General features: G+C 64.9%; 15 protein-coding genes. 2 read left to right on the forward strand and 13 right to left on the reverse strand.

All coding sequences use genetic code 11. The annotated features are described in order from the left end of the window. Positions 1 to 76: 76 nt before the first annotated feature. The 3 genes from AC5ZG5_RS16815 to AC5ZG5_RS16825 form a co-directional block, all read right to left on the reverse strand. Positions 77 to 1462: a sensor histidine kinase gene (locus AC5ZG5_RS16815; protein WP_130229905.1), complete on the reverse strand. Its 1386-nt coding sequence runs from the start codon at positions 1460 to 1462 to the stop codon at positions 77 to 79. Continuing rightward, entirely contained in the window at positions 1459 to 2133 is a 675-nt protein-coding gene (locus AC5ZG5_RS16820) for a response regulator transcription factor (protein ID WP_456642855.1), read from the reverse strand. The genes AC5ZG5_RS16815 and AC5ZG5_RS16820 overlap by 4 nt, the downstream gene beginning before the upstream one ends. Before the next feature lie 76 nt (positions 2134 to 2209). Further along, positions 2210 to 5017 carry a cation-translocating P-type ATPase gene (locus AC5ZG5_RS16825; protein ID WP_456642854.1) on the reverse strand — a complete coding sequence of 936 codons (2808 nt, stop codon included), beginning with the start codon at positions 5015 to 5017 and terminating at the stop codon, positions 2210 to 2212. A gap of 219 nt (positions 5018 to 5236) precedes the next feature. Here AC5ZG5_RS16825 and AC5ZG5_RS16830 point away from each other — a divergent pair, with 219 nt between their 5' ends. Further along, positions 5237 to 6139, forward strand: a complete 903-nt coding sequence (locus AC5ZG5_RS16830) for a universal stress protein (protein WP_456642853.1) — start codon at positions 5237 to 5239, stop codon at positions 6137 to 6139. Between the two features lie 47 nt (positions 6140 to 6186). Here the strand turns inward: AC5ZG5_RS16830 and AC5ZG5_RS16835 are convergent, their stop codons facing one another. The 4 genes from AC5ZG5_RS16835 to AC5ZG5_RS16850 form a co-directional block, all read right to left on the reverse strand. Then, positions 6187 to 7305 (reverse strand): ABC-type transport auxiliary lipoprotein family protein, encoded by a 1119-nt coding sequence (locus tag AC5ZG5_RS16835; protein WP_456642852.1) that lies wholly within the window; start codon positions 7303 to 7305, stop codon positions 6187 to 6189. 13 nt (positions 7306 to 7318) lie between these two features. Further along, positions 7319 to 8050, reverse strand: coding sequence for an ABC transporter ATP-binding protein (locus AC5ZG5_RS16840; RefSeq protein ID WP_028167201.1), 732 nt, complete (start codon positions 8048 to 8050; stop codon positions 7319 to 7321). A gap of 2 nt (positions 8051 to 8052) precedes the next feature. After that, positions 8053 to 9150, reverse strand: coding sequence for an MlaE family ABC transporter permease (locus AC5ZG5_RS16845; protein ID WP_456642934.1), 1098 nt, complete (start codon positions 9148 to 9150; stop codon positions 8053 to 8055). A gap of 384 nt (positions 9151 to 9534) precedes the next feature. Beyond that, a complete protein-coding gene (locus tag AC5ZG5_RS16850; RefSeq protein WP_456642851.1) occupies positions 9535 to 10407 on the reverse strand; it encodes an SDR family oxidoreductase in 873 nt (290 codons plus the stop codon). A 77-nt stretch (positions 10408 to 10484) separates the two neighbouring features. Between AC5ZG5_RS16850 and AC5ZG5_RS16855 the strand changes: the two genes are divergently transcribed. Further along, complete coding sequence (locus AC5ZG5_RS16855; RefSeq protein WP_456642850.1) at positions 10485 to 10922, forward strand: winged helix-turn-helix transcriptional regulator; 438 nt, start codon at positions 10485 to 10487, stop codon at positions 10920 to 10922. A gap of 13 nt (positions 10923 to 10935) precedes the next feature. Here the strand turns inward: AC5ZG5_RS16855 and AC5ZG5_RS16860 are convergent, their stop codons facing one another. The 6 genes from AC5ZG5_RS16860 to AC5ZG5_RS16885 form a co-directional block, all read right to left on the reverse strand. Next, positions 10936 to 11613, reverse strand: a complete 678-nt coding sequence (locus tag AC5ZG5_RS16860; RefSeq protein ID WP_456642849.1) for an energy transducer TonB — start codon at positions 11611 to 11613, stop codon at positions 10936 to 10938. A 303-nt stretch (positions 11614 to 11916) separates the two neighbouring features. Continuing rightward, positions 11917 to 13653 (reverse strand): chemotaxis protein, encoded by a 1737-nt coding sequence (locus AC5ZG5_RS16865; protein ID WP_456642848.1) that lies wholly within the window; start codon positions 13651 to 13653, stop codon positions 11917 to 11919. Between the two features lie 4 nt (positions 13654 to 13657). After that, on the reverse strand, positions 13658 to 14749 hold the full coding sequence (locus tag AC5ZG5_RS16870) for a protein-glutamate methylesterase/protein-glutamine glutaminase (protein WP_456642847.1): 1092 nt from the start codon (positions 14747 to 14749) through the stop codon (positions 13658 to 13660). A 19-nt stretch (positions 14750 to 14768) separates the two neighbouring features. Beyond that, positions 14769 to 15611, reverse strand: a complete 843-nt coding sequence (locus AC5ZG5_RS16875; protein ID WP_456642846.1) for a CheR family methyltransferase — start codon at positions 15609 to 15611, stop codon at positions 14769 to 14771. 16 nt (positions 15612 to 15627) lie between these two features. Next, positions 15628 to 16113 carry a chemotaxis protein CheW gene (locus AC5ZG5_RS16880; protein WP_456642845.1) on the reverse strand — a complete coding sequence of 162 codons (486 nt, stop codon included), beginning with the start codon at positions 16111 to 16113 and terminating at the stop codon, positions 15628 to 15630. A gap of 117 nt (positions 16114 to 16230) precedes the next feature. Continuing rightward, positions 16231 to 18024 carry a methyl-accepting chemotaxis protein gene (locus tag AC5ZG5_RS16885; protein ID WP_456642844.1) on the reverse strand — a complete coding sequence of 598 codons (1794 nt, stop codon included), beginning with the start codon at positions 18022 to 18024 and terminating at the stop codon, positions 16231 to 16233. Positions 18025 to 18038 lie beyond the last annotated feature (14 nt).

Consider the following 18038-nt stretch of genomic DNA (forward strand, 5'->3'; position numbering starts at 1 on the left):
GTGTCACCCGGGACCGGTCGTCGATTTTGATAGAGATATCCCGGGTTGCGCTTCGCTTCACCCGGGCTACTGGCTCTCAACTCACGGCCAAGGCGGGGAGCGCGATCGGTGGGAGGGAGATGCGGAAGCAGGCGCCGTGGCCGCTTCGTTCGGTGACGCTCACCTCGCCGCGATGCAGATGGATGATCTCGCGCACGAGGTTGAGGCCGAGGCCCGCGCCGCGGTGCCGCGGCTGCAGGCGGTGGAACGGCTCGAAGATGCGCTCGCGCTCTGAAGCCGGAATGCCGGGGCCCTGGTCGCGGACTTCGACCGTCGCCGGTGCGCTGACGGCAACGACGATGGCGCCGCGATGACCGCCATGCTGGATCGCATTCTGCACCAGATTGACGACGGCACGTTCGAGCGCGCCCCGATCGCCCCACACGTCGATCCGCGCACCCTCATGCTGCAATGAGATCTCATAGCCGGCCGCGATCGCGAGCGGCGCGAGATCGGCGATCACCTGTGCGCAGAGACCTGCAAGATCGATGGCGGACGATTGCGCCAGCCGCTGCTCGAGCCGCTGCAGATCGAGCAACTGCTCGGTCAGCGTCGCAAGCCGCGAGACGTCCTCGATCAGGCGCGCCTTCTCGGCGCTTTGCGGCAGGCCTTCCAGGCGCGTGGTGAGGATCGCGATCGGCGTTCGTAATTCGTGCGCGGCATCGGCGAGGAAGCGTCGATGCCGTTCATAGCCTTCATCGAGCCGTCCCAAGGCGTCATTGACGGCGCTCACCAGCGGCGCGATCTCGGTGGGGACGGCGCCAACCGGCAGCCGGGCGCCGCGCTTGTCGATATCGATCTCGCCGGCCTGATGCGCGGCTTCGTCAAGACCCGCGAGCGCGTTGCGCACCACGAGCGGGGTCGCCACCAGCGTCGTCAGCGCCATCAGGGCAAAGCCGGGCAACATCAGCCCGAAGAAAGCCAGCGTGATCTGCAGCAGCGACTGCGCATCCGAGATCCTGATCTCGCTGGTGACGATGATCTGCACCGGGCCTGCTGCGGTCTCGACCACTTTCATCTGTCCGCTGATATGACGCGAATCGTCACTGGCGCGATCCCAACTGCGAATTTCGCCATCGATATCGCCGAGCCCGCCGCCGAGACGGGCAAACTCCGGCGGCACGTCTCCCTCGGAGAGCGAATGGCCGGACTTGTCGTGGATCACGAACCACAAATTCCGCGTATCGCCGCGCAGCTCCTTCAGCGCCGGGGTCTCGCGCAGGACAAGCGTTCCGTCAGCGCTGCGCGCCACCGCGTCGCGCAGCACATCGATGCCGCGACCATCGTCGCGCCGATATACGCAACCGGACGCCCACAGAGTTGCAATGAGCAAGACAAGAAAAGCGACGAGCAGCACCGCGTGCAGCGGGATCAATCGGCGGATCAGGCGCGAGCGCAGCGACGCCGTGTTCATCGACTTCATGATGCCGCTCGCAGGAGATAGCCGACGCCGCGGATGCCGTGGATCTCGACGCCGGCGCCGGCCTCGGTGAGCTTGCGGCGCAGGCGCGAGACATGGGTATCCAGCGCATTCGACTGCACCTCTTCGTCGAGCGAATAGACGGCAGCCTCGAGCGACGAGCGCACGACCGTGCGCCCCATCCGCCGCATCAGGGTTTGCAGCACCAGCAGTTCGCGGCGCGGCAATTCCAGGAGGCGGCCGTCGACCTCGGCCTCGCAATGGTTCAGGTTGAAGCTCAGCCGCCCTAGCCTGACGATATCGGGCTGCAGGTCGGCGGACCGCCGCCACACCGCCCGCAGCCGCGCCAGCAATTCCTCGGCCGCGAACGGCTTGGCCAGATAGTCGTCGGCGCCGGTGTCGAGGCCGGTGACGCGGTCCGACAATTCGCCCCGCGCCGTCAGCACGATGACGGGGGTCGGGATCGCCTTGGCGCGGAGCTTCGGGATCAGGCTGATGCCGTCGCCATCAGGCAGGTTGCGGTCGAGCAGGATCGCGTCATAGGCGCCCGCCACCATGATTTCCGCGGCCTCCATCAGCGAGGTCACCCGGTCGGCCAGCATGTCGTAGCTTTTCAGGACCGCAGACAAGGCCGACGCCATCTCGTCTTCGTCCTCAACCAGAAGTATTCGCACCACCCTGACCCAGGCAATTCAAGTTGACCTGGTTCCATAGAGCCGCTGGATTGCGGCTACATTGCGTGTTTGCCGGTCATCGGGGCGCCAAATGGCGGCTCGAACGGCCGCCGAACCCGCGGATCACGAGCTTGCTCAGTTCGCGCAGCCACAGCACCGAGCTTGCAACCGCCGCACAGAACAGCCAGTCGCCGGTACCCAGGCTGACGGTCGAGAACGCTTCCTGGAGGAAGGGCGCATAAACAACCAGCGCGTGCAGCAGGAGCGAAAACACCACTGCCGCCCAGAGCCAGCCATTGGTGAAGAGGCCATGGAATGCGCTGAGCTCGTCGGAGCGGGCGTTGAAGACGTTGAAAAGCTGGAACAGCACCAGCGTCGTGAAGGCCATGGTGCGCCCATAGGCGATCGTGCCTGAACCTTCGATCAGGCCGCCCGGGAGTGAGGCGTCCAGCACCAGCAATGTGCCAACCGCCATGATGATCCCGACCAGGAAAATCCCGCCCCACATCGTCAGCGTCATGACGCCCTCATCACGCGGGCGCGGCGGGCGCTGCATGATGGCGGGGTCCGCGGGGTCGACGGCGACGCCGAGCGCGGGCGCGCCGTCGGTCACCAGGTTGATCCAGAGGATTTGCGTCGCCAAGAGCGGAAGCACGACGACACCGCTGGCGGCGGAAAGTCCGATTGTATCGGCCAGCACAACGCCGAAGAACATCGTCAAGACCTCGCCGATATTCGACGACAGCAGATAGCGGAGGAATTTCCGGATGTTGTCGAAGATCGCGCGCCCCTCCTCGACCGCGGCGACGATGGTGGCAAAATTGTCGTCGGCGAGCACCATGTCGGCCGCCTCCTTGGAGACGTCGGTGCCCGTAACCCCCATGGCGACACCAATGTCGGCCGCCTTCAGCGCCGGGGCATCGTTGACGCCGTCCCCGGTCATCGCCACGGTTTCCCCTGCCCGCTGTAGCGCCCGCACGATGCGCAGCTTGTGACTGGGATTGACGCGGGCATAGACCGAGACCTCCTCCACAATGCGGTCGAGTTCTTGCTCCGTCATGGCCTCCAGCTCGGCGCCGGACACCGCGCGCTGGCCTGACGTGATGATGCCGAGCTCGGCGGCGATAATCGCCGCGGTCTTGGGATGATCGCCGGTGATCATGATGGGGCGAATGCCTGCCGCCCGGCTCCGTGCGACCGCATCGCGCGCTTCCCGGCGCGGCGGATCGATCATGCCGATCAGGCCGAGAAAGACCAGGTCCTGCTCCACGTTCTCATCGAATGCATCATGCTGCGACCTTTCTGCCGGAAGCGAGCGGAACGCGACGCCAAGCGTCCGCAGCGCTTCCGCGGCCAGCGCATCATTGCTCGCCATGATCTCCGACTTGCGCGCATCGGTGAGCGCGACCGCATCTCGTCCGACGAGTTCGTGGGTGCAGCGCGCGAGCAGGACATCGGGCGCGCCCTTGGTCACCGCGATCAGGCGGTCGCGCCGCTCGGCATCCGTATGCACCGTGCTCATCAATTTGCGCTCGGACGAGAACGGAATCTCGCCGATCCGCTCGAAGCGCTGATCGAGCGCGGCAGGGATCAGGCCTGCCTTGCATGCGGCCACGATCAATGCGCCTTCGGTCGGATCGCCCTGCACGATCCAGGCGCCATCACGTTCCTCCAGCAGCGCGTTGTTCGCGCGTTCGGCCGCCGTCAGCGTGCGCTCGAGCTCGAACTGCAGCGCGCTGCTGTCCGACGCATCACTGGCAAGATGCACGTCGCCCTCCGGCGCGTAGCCGGTGCCGGAGAGATTGGTGCAGCCGCTCGCCGTCACGACCCGGCGCACCGTCATCTCGTTCCTGGTCAAGGTGCCGGTCTTGTCGGATGCGATGACGGTCGCCGAACCGAGCGCTTCCACGGCGGCGAGACGGCGGATGATGGCATTCTTCTTCGCCATCCGCTGCATGCCGATGGACAGCACGGCGGTAACCACCGCCGGCAGCCCTTCCGGAACCGCGGCGACGGCCAGCGCCACGCCGAGCAGCAGCACCGCGAAAATCTCGGAGAAGCCGTTGATGTCGCTGACGAGAAAGATCGTGCCGATCATGGCCACTGCAATCAGCACGACCGTGATCGCAAGCACCTTGCCGACGCGCGCGAGCTCGCGCTGCAACGGCGTGGCCTCCTGCGGCGCCTCCCGCAGCATGCCGGCGATCCGGCCCATCTGGGTCCGCATCCCCGTAGCGGTGACCACCGCACGACCATGCCCATAGACCGCGGTGGTCCCGCTGAAGATCATGTTGTGCCGGTCACCGAGCTCGGCCTTGTCCGCCACCGGGGCGACAAGCTTGCTCACCGGCAGGCTTTCGCCGGTGAGCGCGGCTTCCGCCGTCTGCAGCGCGGCTGACATGATCAGCCGGGCGTCGGCCGGAATGGTGTCGCCTTCCGCGATGACAATGATATCGCCCGGCACCAGCTCCGCCGCCGGGATGTTGCGCCGCTCGCCATCGCGGACTACGTTGGAGTGCGCGGCGGACATCTCACGCAACGCGGCTGCGGCGCGCTCCGCCCGGGCCTCCTGGATGTAGCCCATGAGCGCGTTGAGCAGCACGATGGCAAGGATCGCGATGGCCTCGTAGGGCAGCGCGGTTTCGTGCTCATTCAGCCAGATCGCGATCGAGATCACCGCCGCCGCGATCAACAGGAGCACCAGCACGTCGGTGAACTGATCGAGGAATTTCAGCCATTCGGGACGCGGTGGCACTGTGTCCAATTCGTTTCGGCCATCGCGCACGAGGCGCTGGGCGGCCTCCGCACTGCTCAGGCCCCGCTCGGCATCGGTATGCAGGGCGGCCACCGTCTCCGCCGCCGTCTGCCGGTGTACCTCGTGCATCGTCGGATCGGAGGATTTTCTGTGCATGCTGCAATGATACGTTGCGATGACGTTTCCTGGTACCGGGAACCGCGCTTGTCGGGATGATCCATGTCAATCGACACGACGCGATCGGCGCTGCAGAATGCAGGTGAACGAAACGTCGCAGCCAAGATCGTTGCGGTCTCGCGCCGGAACCCAGACGATCGAAGCGGCCGTATGGCTGAAAGGTAGCGTCACATGAGCGAAGCAAGCGCGACCAAAGAACCGCCGAGATCAATTCTGCTCGCCACCGATCTCAGCCCCCGCTGCGACCGCGCGCTCGATCGCGCCGTGCTGCTGTCGCAGTCATGGCAGGCGAAGCTCGTGATCCTGCACGTTCTCGAAAAATTTCGGGATGCGGATTTCGATCCGAGCGTTCCATCCTGGCGACGCCCTCCCGATCCCGTCAGCGTGGCGGCAAAGCAGTTGCTGGCCGATATCGGCCCGCTGGCGAAGATGGCCGACATCGTGATCGATGAAGGCGACCCGGCCGAGGCGATCGTGCGCACCGCCGAAAAGAAAGGATGCGATCTCATCATCACCGGGGTTGCAAGGGATGAGCCGTTCGGGCGACTTTTCCTTGGCACGACGGTCGATCGCCTGCTTCGCAGTTCGCACACACCGATCCTGATCGTGAAGAAAAGGGGACAGCGGGCTTACGGCCGCATCGCCGCAGCGATCGACTTTTCAGATTCATCACGCCATGCACTCGAGGCCGCGGTCCGCTGCTTCCCCGACCAGGCGCTCATGATATTCCACGCCTACGAGATACCGATGAGCGGGTTGGCCCACGATTCCGCTGCCTATCGACGGCAATGTCAGCAGGCTGTCGAGCGGGACTACAAGGCCTTCCTCACGACAATGACATGCGGCGAGACGATCAGGCGGCGTGCACGTTCGTTCATCGAACTTGGGACGCCGGATGAAGTGCTGCGCCGAGGCGTGCGCGATATGGACATCGACCTTGTCGTGCTCGGCACCGAGGGGCGCGGCGCGCTCTCCGAAATGCTGATTGCAAGCGTCGGCAAACATCTCATGGCCGAACTGCCATGCGACGTCCTGATGATCAGGGAACCGCCCGCCGCACCAACAGCCGCCTGATCCGCTGTTTGTTGCAACGGATAGCGGTCACATCGGCTTCGCAGGACCTACCTGGATGCTTCGGCTTCGTGGGCCGCCGTCCATGGGATCAACTCGCGCGCCAGCGCATCGAAGGCGACGTTGAAGGCCTTTGCTGCCGGTGCGGGGGCCAGCGTCTCGATCGGCGCTTCCTGCTGGAAGACCCGCGCGGCGCGCAGCTGTCCTGATGCATCGAGGAGCTTGGCGGACAGCGCGATCACTGCGTGCGGCTGTGGCGCCGTGACGATCTCGAACTGGCGGAGGTCGAGCAGCAGGCGGGACGAGCCTTCCGGCGCGGCGTCGGGACGGAACGGCGGATGGGCGATGTCGTAGTTCTCGAAACTCTGCAGCAGTTTCGCCTGCACGAGCTGCGGCAGGGCGTCGCTCCATTGCGCGTCGGCAAAATCCTTGTCGTCGCCGCTCGCGAACAGGAAGCGCTGGGTCTGCAGCGCGGTGATCGCCGTCGGCTCGGCAATGGAAAGCGTTCCCTTGAAGGGGCGGACCGGCACATCGAACCGGCTGGCGGGGCTGAGGTCAAAAGTCGTCTTGCGCGCTGGGGCGCCACCGCCGCCCATGGTCCGATCGAGACCGGCGATGATATTGTCCAGGCGCGGGGTGTTGCGCGCCAGCCCGTCCGCAAAGGTGCCGATGTTGCCGATCGCGTCATGCAGGGTTGCGGAATTTTCGCTGAGCACCGTATCGACCTTGCGCAGCGCATCGCGCGCGGCCTGCGTCATGCTCTGCCCCGCGCCTTTCTCGGCGATCAGCGGCCCTTGCACGCGCGGGGCATCGATGCGCTCGCCGCCTTCCAGCGCCACCACGGGCACGCCGGTCAGGCCCTGGAAATCGAGGCCGACCTTGGTGTCGGCGCGCACCGGCGTGTGCTCGAGCACGGCGATGGTGGCATGAACGTCACGCGGCCGGTCGGGCACGAATTCGAGCGAAGTGACTTCGCCGACACGGATGCCGTTGAACAACACAGGGGCACCCACCAGCAGGCCGGGAACGGGACCATTGAACACGACCTGGTAGCTCTCGCGCTTGCCGATGCCGCCGGTGTTGTTGAGCCAGTAGACGAAGCCGAACACGGCGACGATCGCCGCCAGGACGAAGGCGCCGACAACGATAAAGGGTGCGCGCGTTTCCATTGATGTCGTTCCGTTAAGCGTTGAGATGAAGCATTTGCGCTCGCGCGCCATGGAAATAGGCCCGCACCCAGGGATGGTCGGATTCCAGCACCGATTTCAGCGGACCGAGCGCGGCGATCTTGCCGTCGGCCAGCGCCGCGACGCGGTCGCAGACCGCGTAGAGCGTGTTGAGGTCGTGGGTGACCATGAATACGGTGAAGCCGAGCGTCCGCTGCAGCGTCTTGATCAGGGAATCGAATTCGCCGGCGGCGATCGGGTCCAATCCGGACGTCGGCTCGTCCAGGAACAGGAGCGCAGGATCGAGCGCGAGCGCACGCGCCAGCGCCACGCGCTTGACCATGCCGCCGGAAAGTTCGGAAGGAAACTTGTCGCCATCATCGACGGTGAGGCCGACCATCTCGAGCTTCGCATTGGCGATCTCGTCCAGCAGCGACGGCGACAGATGCGCGGCCTCGCGCAGCGGGAATTGCACGTTCTGCCGCGCGTTCAGCGCCGAGAACAGCGCGCCCTGCTGGAACAGCACGCCGCTCCTGCCGCCGTTTTCGGCAAGCTCGATGATGCCGCCGCGTTTCGGCAGCAATCCGATGATCGTGCGCATCAGCACGGATTTGCCGCCGCCGGACGCGCCGACGAGGCCCAGGATTTCGCCCTGACGGACATCGAGATTGAGATGGTCGAGCACGATCTTGCGGCCGAAGCCGACGACCAGATCCTGCACGTGGATGGCGATACGTTCTTCGGTCACGGCTACATTCCGATCGAGGCGAAGAACACGGCGAACAGGCCGTCGAGCACGATGACCAGGAAGATCGACTTGACGACGGAGGACGTCGTCTGCTGCCCGAGCGATTCCGCGCTGCCCTTGACGCGAAGCCCTTCGCTCGCCGCGATCAGGCCGATGACCAGCGCCATGAACGGCGCCTTGATCATGCCGACCTCGAAACTGTTGATCGAGACCGCCTCATGCAGCCGCGCGATGAAAATCGCCGGGCCCATGCCGCCATAGAGCCAGGTGACGAGCCCGCCGCCATAGAGCGCAGCCATCGAGCCCAGGAAGGTGAGGATCGGCAGCGCGATCACCAGCGCCAGCACGCGCGGCAGGATCAGCACCTCGACCGGATCGAGGCCCATGGTCGTGAGCGCATCGATCTCCTCGCGCATCTTCATCGAGCCGATCTCGGCGGTGTAGGCGCTGCCGGAACGTCCGGCCACCATGATCGCGACGATCAGGACGCCGAGCTCGCGCAGCACCAGGATGCCGACCATGTCGACGACGTAGGAATCGGCGCCGAACTTGCGGAAGTGGAAAATGCCCTGCTGGGCGATGATGGCACCGATCAGGAACGTGATCAGCACCATGATCGGGATCGCACGCCAGCCGACCTGGCCGAGTTGATAGACGGTGGAGGTGAAGCGAAACGATCGCGGATGGCGCAGCGTCCGGAACAGCGCGATGCCGACGCTGCCGAGCATGTCGAGGAAGACCATGGTCTCGGCGATGACGCCACGTCCGACCCGCTCGAGCAGATCGGCGAGCGCGTTGGTGCGCCGAGCGGGTGTCGGCGGCCTGCGGTTCAGTTTCCGAACTTCACCGATCAATCCGGAGTAGCTGGCGGAAAGGCCGGTTATCTCGGCTTCGCTCGCTTGCGTCGTTCCGCCGCGCGCCAGTTTCTCGATCAGCCAGGCGCCCACCGTGTCGAGCGCGGTGATACCGCTCAGGTCGATCTTGCGGATGCCATGCGCAAGCCGCGGCTGGATGCCGGCGCACAGCCGCTCCAGAATCTCGACATTGGCAACCGTCCACGCGCCACGCGGATGGAGCGAGCGGACCGCGCCGTCATCCATGGTCAGGTCAGGGGCACTGTTCAAGATGAGACCTCCGGAAGTCCGGAGGCGACTCTGGCCGGGCCGGCGGGCAATCGTTTGACACAGCGCAATAGATGCCCAGGCGGTCCGGGACCTTGAGGGCGTGATCATGCCGCAGGGCTGTGCGGCAGCTTCGTAACCCATTCGATCAGGGCCGGGTCAATTCACTCCGGTTCCGCCACGCCCACTGCCGTCATTCCGGGGCGCTGCGCAGCGCGAGCCCGGAATCCATTTCTCCGCCGCCCCTTGCTGCCTGATGGATTCCGGGCTCGCGCTGCGCGCGCCCCGGAATGACGGGCCGTTATTGCTGAGCTCGAGAGCGGCCCCGGGTTACGCTGGCGCTCCACCCGGGCTACAGGCCCTCTATCGCGCGAGCGCTGCTGACACCGATTCGGCCAGCGGCGTCGTCGGGCGACCGACGAGCGCGCTCAATTGCCTGGAGGCGTCATAGAGTGCGCCGTTGGCTGCTTTGGCATCGCTGTCCGCCAGGAGTGCCGCGAAGGCTTCCGGCAGACCGATCGACACCAGCGCAGCCTTGTAATCGGCCTCCGGCAAATCCCTGTAGACGACGGGCTTGCCGGACTGCCTGGCGATCTCAGCGGCATAGTCGGCGAGCGTGCAGCCATTATCGCCGGCAAGCTCGTAGATCTGGCCCGCCTGATTATCGCGGCTTGCGAGCACGGCTGCTGCGGCCGCGGCGTAATCGGCGCGCGCGGCGAGGGAGATGCGGCCCTGTCCTGCGGCGCCCAGTACGGCCCCATGCTCGACGGCGGCGGCAATATTGCCGGTGTAGTTCTCGGTGTACCAGCCGTTGCGGAGGAACACGAAGGGCACGCCGGATGCGCGGATCAGCGCTTCCGTCTTGCGGTGCTCCTCCGCCAGTCCGAGCGGGCTCGTATCCGCATGGAGGATGCTGGTGTAGGCGAGCAGCTTCACACCCGTCGCTTTCGCCGCATCGATGACATGGCCGTGTTGGCGGACGCGCTGCCCGATCTCGCTCGAAGAGATCAGAAGCACCTTGTCCACGCCTGTGAGCGCGGCCTTGACGGCGGCGGGGTCTTCATAATTGGCGGTGCGAAGCTCGACGCCGCGCTCCGCCAGGTCTTTGGCGGCGACGGGGTCACGGACGATGCCAACCAGATGCGCACCGGGGGCGATCCGCAAGAGCTCGGCGATGACGAGGCGGCCCAACTGGCCGGTTGCCCCAGTGATGGCGATACGTTCGGAAATTGTCATGTTCCTCTTCCTGGGCTAAAATAGAGACCAAGCCTAGATACGAGGCCACCGGAGATCGCGGAAGGAGGCAGGTTTTGGTGACAGGGTTACGCGAAAATAACCTTGGGTCGGCCCAGGAGTGCCTGGGGCAGCGCTTCCAGACCTGGCGCGGCGGCGAGTTCGACCTCGCGCTTTGCCCGGTCCGCGGCATCCTGGATCGTCTCGGCGACAAGTGGACCACGCTGATCTTGATCGTGCTCGCGCAGCGGCCGCATCGCTTCAGCGAGATTCGGCGGTCGATCCCCGACATCTCCAAGCGCATGCTGACGCAAACGCTTCGCGACCTCGAGCGCGACGGCATGATCACGCGCCGCGTGTTCCCGACCAAGCCGCCGAGCGTGGAGTACGGATTGACAGAGCTCGGCGAATCCCTGCTCGAACCCGTGGCCCAACTCGTCACTTGGGCGGAGACAAGCCAGACGAAGATCGCGATCGCGAGATCGGCGTTCGATGCGGCGGAAGCATCACGGGGCTAGGCAGCCCCGGATCTCACGACGGATCGAAGCCGAGCGCGACTTCCACGGTCATGGAATCGGGAAGAGCCGGCGGTATCTGCGGCAGCGGCTGAGCGCGGCGAATGGTATCGATTGCGGCCTGATCGAGCACGGCTTGACCGGAGCTGGTCTTGACCCAGGCGCCGAGCAATTTCCCGTCTCGGCCGACCGAGAAGACCGCAAGCACCGTCCCCTGCAGATGCTGCAGCTTGGCGGCCTGCGGATAACGCTGGAATTTGTCGATATGACGCACCAGGATGTCCCTGAACTGCAGCTTCGCGGGGGTTGGCACGGCGTCCGCAGAACGCAGCGGGATCCTGCTCGAAACGGCCGCTTCGGAAGACGACGTCTCTTCGACCGGCAGTGCCGCGAGCGTGTTGCGCGACATCTCGGCCGGCGTCTCAGTCGGAGCCTTGCCCGGGTTTGCTGCGTTCACGGCCGTTGACTGCGAAGCTTGGTTCACGGGAATCGGCAGCGGATCCGGACGCGGCAACAGCCGGACCTCGACGACTGCCGTCGGCTCGGCCTGCCCGCCAGCCCTGTGGAGCTGAAGGTGAAGCCAATACACGCCGCCCACGAAAAGTAACCCGACGATCGCCGGAAACAGCATCAGCCGAAAGCCCTGCCCGAACAGCGAGGCATCCGGATCGTCATCGGTTACGAAGGATTTCATCGCGCAGTGCTTACCGTGACGATCGCGCGCACGGGCTGAGGGGCTTCAGCGCCGACATGCGCGCCCAATAGCGAACCCCGCGCCAGCATCCGGTCATCTCGTTCGTGCCTGTCTTCCGTGGAATCATCCGGCCCGCAAAGCGGCTCGCAAGCGAGGGGCGCGGCTTCGGCCGGAAGCTAGCTCATATAGCCTCTTTGTGACAGAAATCTACTCTTGCCAAGCTCCCGGCAAGGCCTATTCGAGCGTGATGAGATGGCTAGAGCATGAGCCGGAAAACCGCTTCACACTTTTCCGGATCATGCTCTAGAACAGCAGCACGCCGTCGTCGTGCACCTCCGGCTCGGGCCGGTGCGGCGTGGATTTTGACATCACGCCGAGGCGCTGCAGGACGTCCCGATGGACCTGCCGCTCCCGTTCCATCGTGTACTGCGCGAACAGATCGTCCAGCACCGCCTCATCGCTCGAAGTCAGCGACAGCTTTCCGATCGTTGCGCTCGACGCCTCGAGGCGCGAGGCAGCAGCCGGGAGGGACGCGGATGCCTCGCCGAGCGCGGTCATCAGATCGTGGGCACCACCCATCAAGGCCTCGAATTCGGCACCCTCGTGGACGAGCCGGTCCATCAACCGATCGAGCCGCGCGTTGCCGGCCTCGACCTCCTGCAGCGTTTGCAGAATCGACGGCTCGAGCCTGGTCAATTGCGCGGGATTTCCATGAGCGCGCAACTCCTTGAGATCGCCGGCAGCGCGCTCGATGCGGTCGAGGATCGGCTTCAGCCTGGAAGCGCCGGCGGAGACCTGATCCGCGGTCATCTTGAGCTCGTTGGCGATCACGACGAACGCATTGCCCTTCACGCCCAGATGGCCGGCCTTGAGGCTGGCATTCATGCCGATCAGGATGATGTCGACGACGGCCTCGCCAAGGCCCGTGATCGCCAGACGAAACTTGCCGAGCGTATCCTCGACGACGGAGAGGGCAGCATCGACCGATCTGCCCGAATTCTCGCAGGTCGCAATCAGCTCCGAGGCCTGCGCCAGCGTTTGCTTGATGACGGCAAGGAATGACGGGGCCTCGCCGCCATGGCCGCCATATACCGAGCGACCTTGCGCAACCACGCCGGTCGCATCGGCAAGGATGGCATTCAGCGAACGGACGATCGCGCCGATATCATCGCCGAACTCGCGATCCGCATCCTTGAGTTGCGCGGCCTGGAGCTGGCAGATGATCTGGGCTCTTTGCGCACTGGCATCCGCTTCGAGCGCCGGAACGGTGCTTACCGCTGCGACAGCGACACGACGCAAGCCGCCGCACACATGCTCCAGACGTTGCCGCGTGCTGTCGCCCGACTGCAGCGAGATGATCGCGCTGCCGACGGCATCGGCGATCTTCTTGGTGCTCCTGCCCGCGAGCTCGACAAGATGGACGCTCTTGTCCTGCTGCTCACGCATCCCGCTATAGGCCGAGATCAGACCGGCGCTCGCCGAGAGAAGCTGCCCCCGATAGAGCTTCTCGAATTCCTTCTGCCTGTTGAGCGCAGTTTCGACCGCTACCGACAGCAGCTTCTGATCGCGCGCGCAGCCTTCGATCGAATGCTGCACCGATTGCCCGAGCTCGAATACCTCCTTTGTGAAATCAAGGAAGCTGTCGCGCTCGCCGTCCAGCGACGCCGCCTCGATGCGCGCGCTCCGCGCGATGATGGAGATCATCTGGATATGCTTAAAGAGCGGTGCGATCTGCGCGGATGCGGCCTCGGCGTCCTCACCGATCCGGCCGAGAAGCGCGCTTTCCGCCGGCAGTGCCTCGGCCAGCGCGTTCAAGCAGCCGGCGATATCCTGAAGCGCCGTCGAGGCGCCTTCGATCTCCGCGCCCGACATTTCGCGCGAGAGGCCGGTGAGCGCGCCCTCGAGCTCCTTGAACAGGGCGTGACCGCGACCGAGATGATTGCCGACCTTGGCAAAACTATCCTCGATGCGGGACGACACCTCCTCGACGGAGGCAACTGCCGCAGCAACCATGCCGGTCTGGATGTCGGGAGAGGTCATTGCATCATTCCGTCAGCGCAGGTTGTCCGGCCTGGTGCCAGAGCATGATCTCGCGCGCGATGTGGTTGAGCGAAACCACCTTCTCCACGGCGCCGTGCGCGATCGCCTCTTTCGGCATGCCGAACACCACGCAGCTCTCTTCGTCCTGCGCGCGCGTCGCCGCGCCAAGCTTGCGCATCTCCAAAAGGCCCCTCGCGCCGTCGTCGCCCATCCCCGTCATGATGATGCCGAGCGCATTGCGGCCGGCATATTGGGCCGCCGAACGGAACAGGACGTCGGCCGAGGGCCGATGCCGCGACACCGGCGGGCCGTCCTTGATGGCGATGCTGTAACGCAGGCCGGTTCGTTGCAGCAGCATGTGGCGCGCGCCGGGCGCGATATAGGCGCAGCCCGGCTGCACCGGCTCGCCATCCTCCGCCTCTTTCACCGTGATCTGGCAGGCGGCGTTGAGACGCCGCGCGAACGCCGCGGTGAAGCCCTGCGGCATGTGCTGAACGATCAGGATCCCCGGGCAACTCGGCGGCAGCGCCTCCAGCACGTCGAGCAGCGCCTCGGTGCCGCCGGTCGAGACGCCGATGCAGACGATGCGTTCAGTGGTCGGCCGCGAACGCCCCTGGATCGGCGGCGGCATGATGGCATCGGCAGTCAGCTTCTTCTCGACGCTGCGCCGCTGCTGGCGTGGGCGCACGCGCGCACGCGCCGCCGACTTCACCGCTTCGCGCAGCCGGTTTGAACATTCCAGCAGCGCCTGCCGGGTATCGATCCGTGGCTTTGGAACGATATCGACCGCGCCGGCCTCGAAGGCTTCGAACATCTGATCGGAGCCCTCTTCGGTGAGCGACGAGCAGATGATCACCGGGATCGGGCGCTGCGCCATGATCTTGCGCAGGAACGTGATCCCATCCATGCGCGGCATCGCGATGTCGAGGATGATCACGTCGGGCAATTCGTTCTGCAGCCGCCGCGCCGCAGCGAACGGATCGGAGGCGGTCGCCATCACCTCGATATCCGGATCCTCGCTCAGGATGGTCGTGAGAATTTGGCGTACCGACGCCGAATCGTCCACGATCAGCACGCGAAGTTTCTGCTTTGGCATTGCCGTGCGCTCCACGTCGCTAGACTCTAAAAACTGTCGGCTGAACCTGCTTCAACGTCGGCACCGTGTTGTGGATCATCGATTCGGAATGCCCCACCAGCAGATAGCCTCCCGGCCGTAAGTGCGAGCAAAGCTGATCGACGACCTTGCGCTGCGTCTGCCTGTCGAAATAGATCAGGACGTTCCGGCAGAAGATGATGTCGACGTCGCGGTCCACCGGATAACTGGAATCCATTAAATTCATCCGCATGAAATTCGTCAGTCGCCGCAATTCCGGCACCACGCGGACTTCGTTGCTCGATCGGTCCTTCGACGACAGGAAGTAGCGCTTCACGAACTCGGAAGGGACCGGCGCGATGACGTCGCGCGTGTAGATGGCGGCTTTGGCAAGCCGCAGCACCGCGGTCGAGATGTCCGTTCCGAGGATGCGAAACTGGAACCTTGTGCCAGACCTCGTCATGTCGTCGAGAACCATCGCGGTCGTATAGGCTTCCATGCCCGTCGAGCAGGCCGCGCTCCATATCTTCAACCCGTGCGAGCCGCGGCCGCGCGGCTTCAGGAGCGCCGGCACCGCGACCTCCTTCAAGAAGGTGAAATGCGCCGGCTCGCGGAAGAAATCCGTCTTGTTGGTCGTGACCACATCGATCAGATGGGTCAGCTCGTTGTCGGGCAGGCCATTGTCGAACAGATGCTCGACATATTCGTTGAGCCCGGAATAGTTGAGCGCGCGGACGCGCTTGTGCAGCCGCCCTTCCAGCATCAGGCGCTTGCCGGCAGGCAGCTTGATGCCGACCTGCCCCTCGATCAATTCAGCGATCGTGCGGAATTGACGATCGGATAGATGTACCCCGGCCCCCGGCATCGCCGATGTCGCAGATCTAGGCTGCGGCAGATGCGTCGACGCGGGCCTTGTCGGCGGACACTTCCGCATCGGCCATCAATCGTGCGAGATCGAAGATGATGACGAACTTTTCTCCCTTGCGTCCGATGCCCGCGATGTAGTCGGATTGCCAGCGTCCGCCGACCGAGGGCACGGGACCGATCGAGTCCTCGTCGATATCGGTGACCTCGAACACGCAGTCCGCCACGAAGCCGACGCCAACCAGGCGGTCGTTCATCGGCACGTCCAGGATGATGATGCGCGTCGCCTCCGTCGCCGGCACGCTCGGCAGATCGAGCTTCAGCCGGAGGTCGACGATCGGATAGCCGCTGCCGCGCACGTCGATCATGCCGAGCATGAAATGCGGCGCGTGCGGCAGACGCGAAATCGGCCGCATGTCGAGGATTTCGCGGACGTTACAAATGCTGATGCCGAAGGTCTCCCCGGCGAGACCGAGCGTCAGATATTGAGCGGTGCCGGCCATGTTGCGTCCTTCCGGTCAGAGATCGCGGGGAATCGCCTCGAAGGCCAGGCCCCGCGTGTTTCTTTTCTGAGCATGATCTTTTCGGAAAATCGGTTCCCCACTTTTCCGGATCATGCTTTAGCGCTGAAAATCGGCGTCGCGATCGTCGCTGTCTTCCATCGCGAAGGCGAAGCCACCGCCGGCGGCGGCCTTGAGCGCGCGTGCCGGCTTGGCGACGGGCTTGCGCTCGGCGGCTGCCATGCTCGCGGCTTTCGCGCGGAGCTGGCCGACGGCGCGGTCGATCGGCATTGCCGTCGCCGGCCTGTCCTTTGCATGGTCGATACGGAAATAGGCGATCGTCGACTGCAGCTGTTCGGCCTGGGAGGCCAGTTCTTCCGAGGTCGAGGAGACCTGCTCCGATGCGCTGGCGTTCTGCTGGCCGACCTTGTCGAGCTGCTGGATCGCCTGGTTGATCTGCGCCGAGCCGACATCCTGCTCGCGGCAGGCCGCCGTGATCTCTTCCACCAGCTCCGCCGTCCGCTTGATGTCAGGCACCAGCTTGGCCAGCATGCTGCCCGCTTCCTGTGCCACCTTCACGCTCTCCGCCGACAGCGTGCCGATCTCGGCTGCGGCCGCCTGGCTGCGCTCGGCGAGCTTGCGAACTTCGGAGGCGACGACTGCAAACCCCTTGCCGTGCTCGCCGGCGCGCGCGGCCTCGACCGCGGCGTTCAGGGCGAGCAGGTCGGTCTGCCGCGCGATCTCCTGCACGATGGTGATCTTTTCGGCGATCGTCTGCATTGCCTCGACGGCGCGGCCGACCGCGGCGCCGCTGGCTTCGGCATCCTTCGCCGACTGTCCCGCGATCTTTTCGGTCTGGTTGGCGTTCTCGGCGTTCTGCTTCACATTAGCCGCCATTTCCTCCATCGAGGAGGAGGCTTCTTCGGCCGAGGAGGCCTGCTCGGTCGCGCCTTGCGAGAGCTGTTCGGCACTGGCCGAGAGCTCCTGGCTGCCGGCCGAGACGTTCTGCGCCGCCGTCAGCGCTTCCGCGACGATCGTGCGGAGCTTCTCGACCATGCGCTCCAGGGCCATGCCGAGCGTATCCTTGTCCGACAGGCGCTTGGCGTCGACGGTGAGATTGCCCTGCGCGATCTCGTTGGCGACAGCCGCCGTTCCGTTCAGGTTCACGGTCATCGCATTCAGCGACTTGACGAGGTCGCCGATCTCGTCGTTGCTGACAACGTCGATCTTCTGGCTGAGATCACCGATCGCAACCGCATCGGCAAGGTTTACGGCACGGCTGAGTCCGCGGCTGATATTGAGCGCAATCCAGGTCGCCGCCACCACCGCGATCACGAGCGAGGTGAGCACCAGGATGACTAACAGCATCTCGGCGCGCGCCCCGTCCTGCCTTGCCTGCTCGGTCTGCTCGGCCATCGCCGACTTGACGAGCGAGATGTAGGCGTTTGCGGCTTCCAGCGCGTCGGCCACCACCTTGCGACCGTCGTTCATCGAACGATCCGTCGCCGCCGCCTTGTCGACCTTGGCGAGGCGGACCGTCTCATCCTGATAGGCATTCATCTTGACGTAGGCGGCCGAGAAAGCATCGATCAGCCTTTTGCCCCTGTCGGTCGCTCCGGCATAGATCTCGTCCCTGGTCTTGAGCAGCGGCTCGCGAATCTTCGCGAGGTCGGCAACGAACTGGTCATAGTTCTTTTCCGAAGCGATGATGGAGTTCTTCTCGGCCCGCACCTGAAGCAGGATGCCCTTTTCGAGTTCGGCGGCCTTGTCCATGCGTCCGGCCCGCGAAACGAGACTCTCGGCCGTGCCGACCATGTCGCTGAGCTTCACGTAGCCCACCGCGCCCGCGACCATGGACAACAGGATGACAAGGCCAAAGGCGCCGGCCAATTTTGCTTTTACGGTAAGTCTCATTTCAGCCCCCAAGA

The sequence above is a fragment of the Bradyrhizobium sp. Ses1 genome (assembly GCF_059512365.1).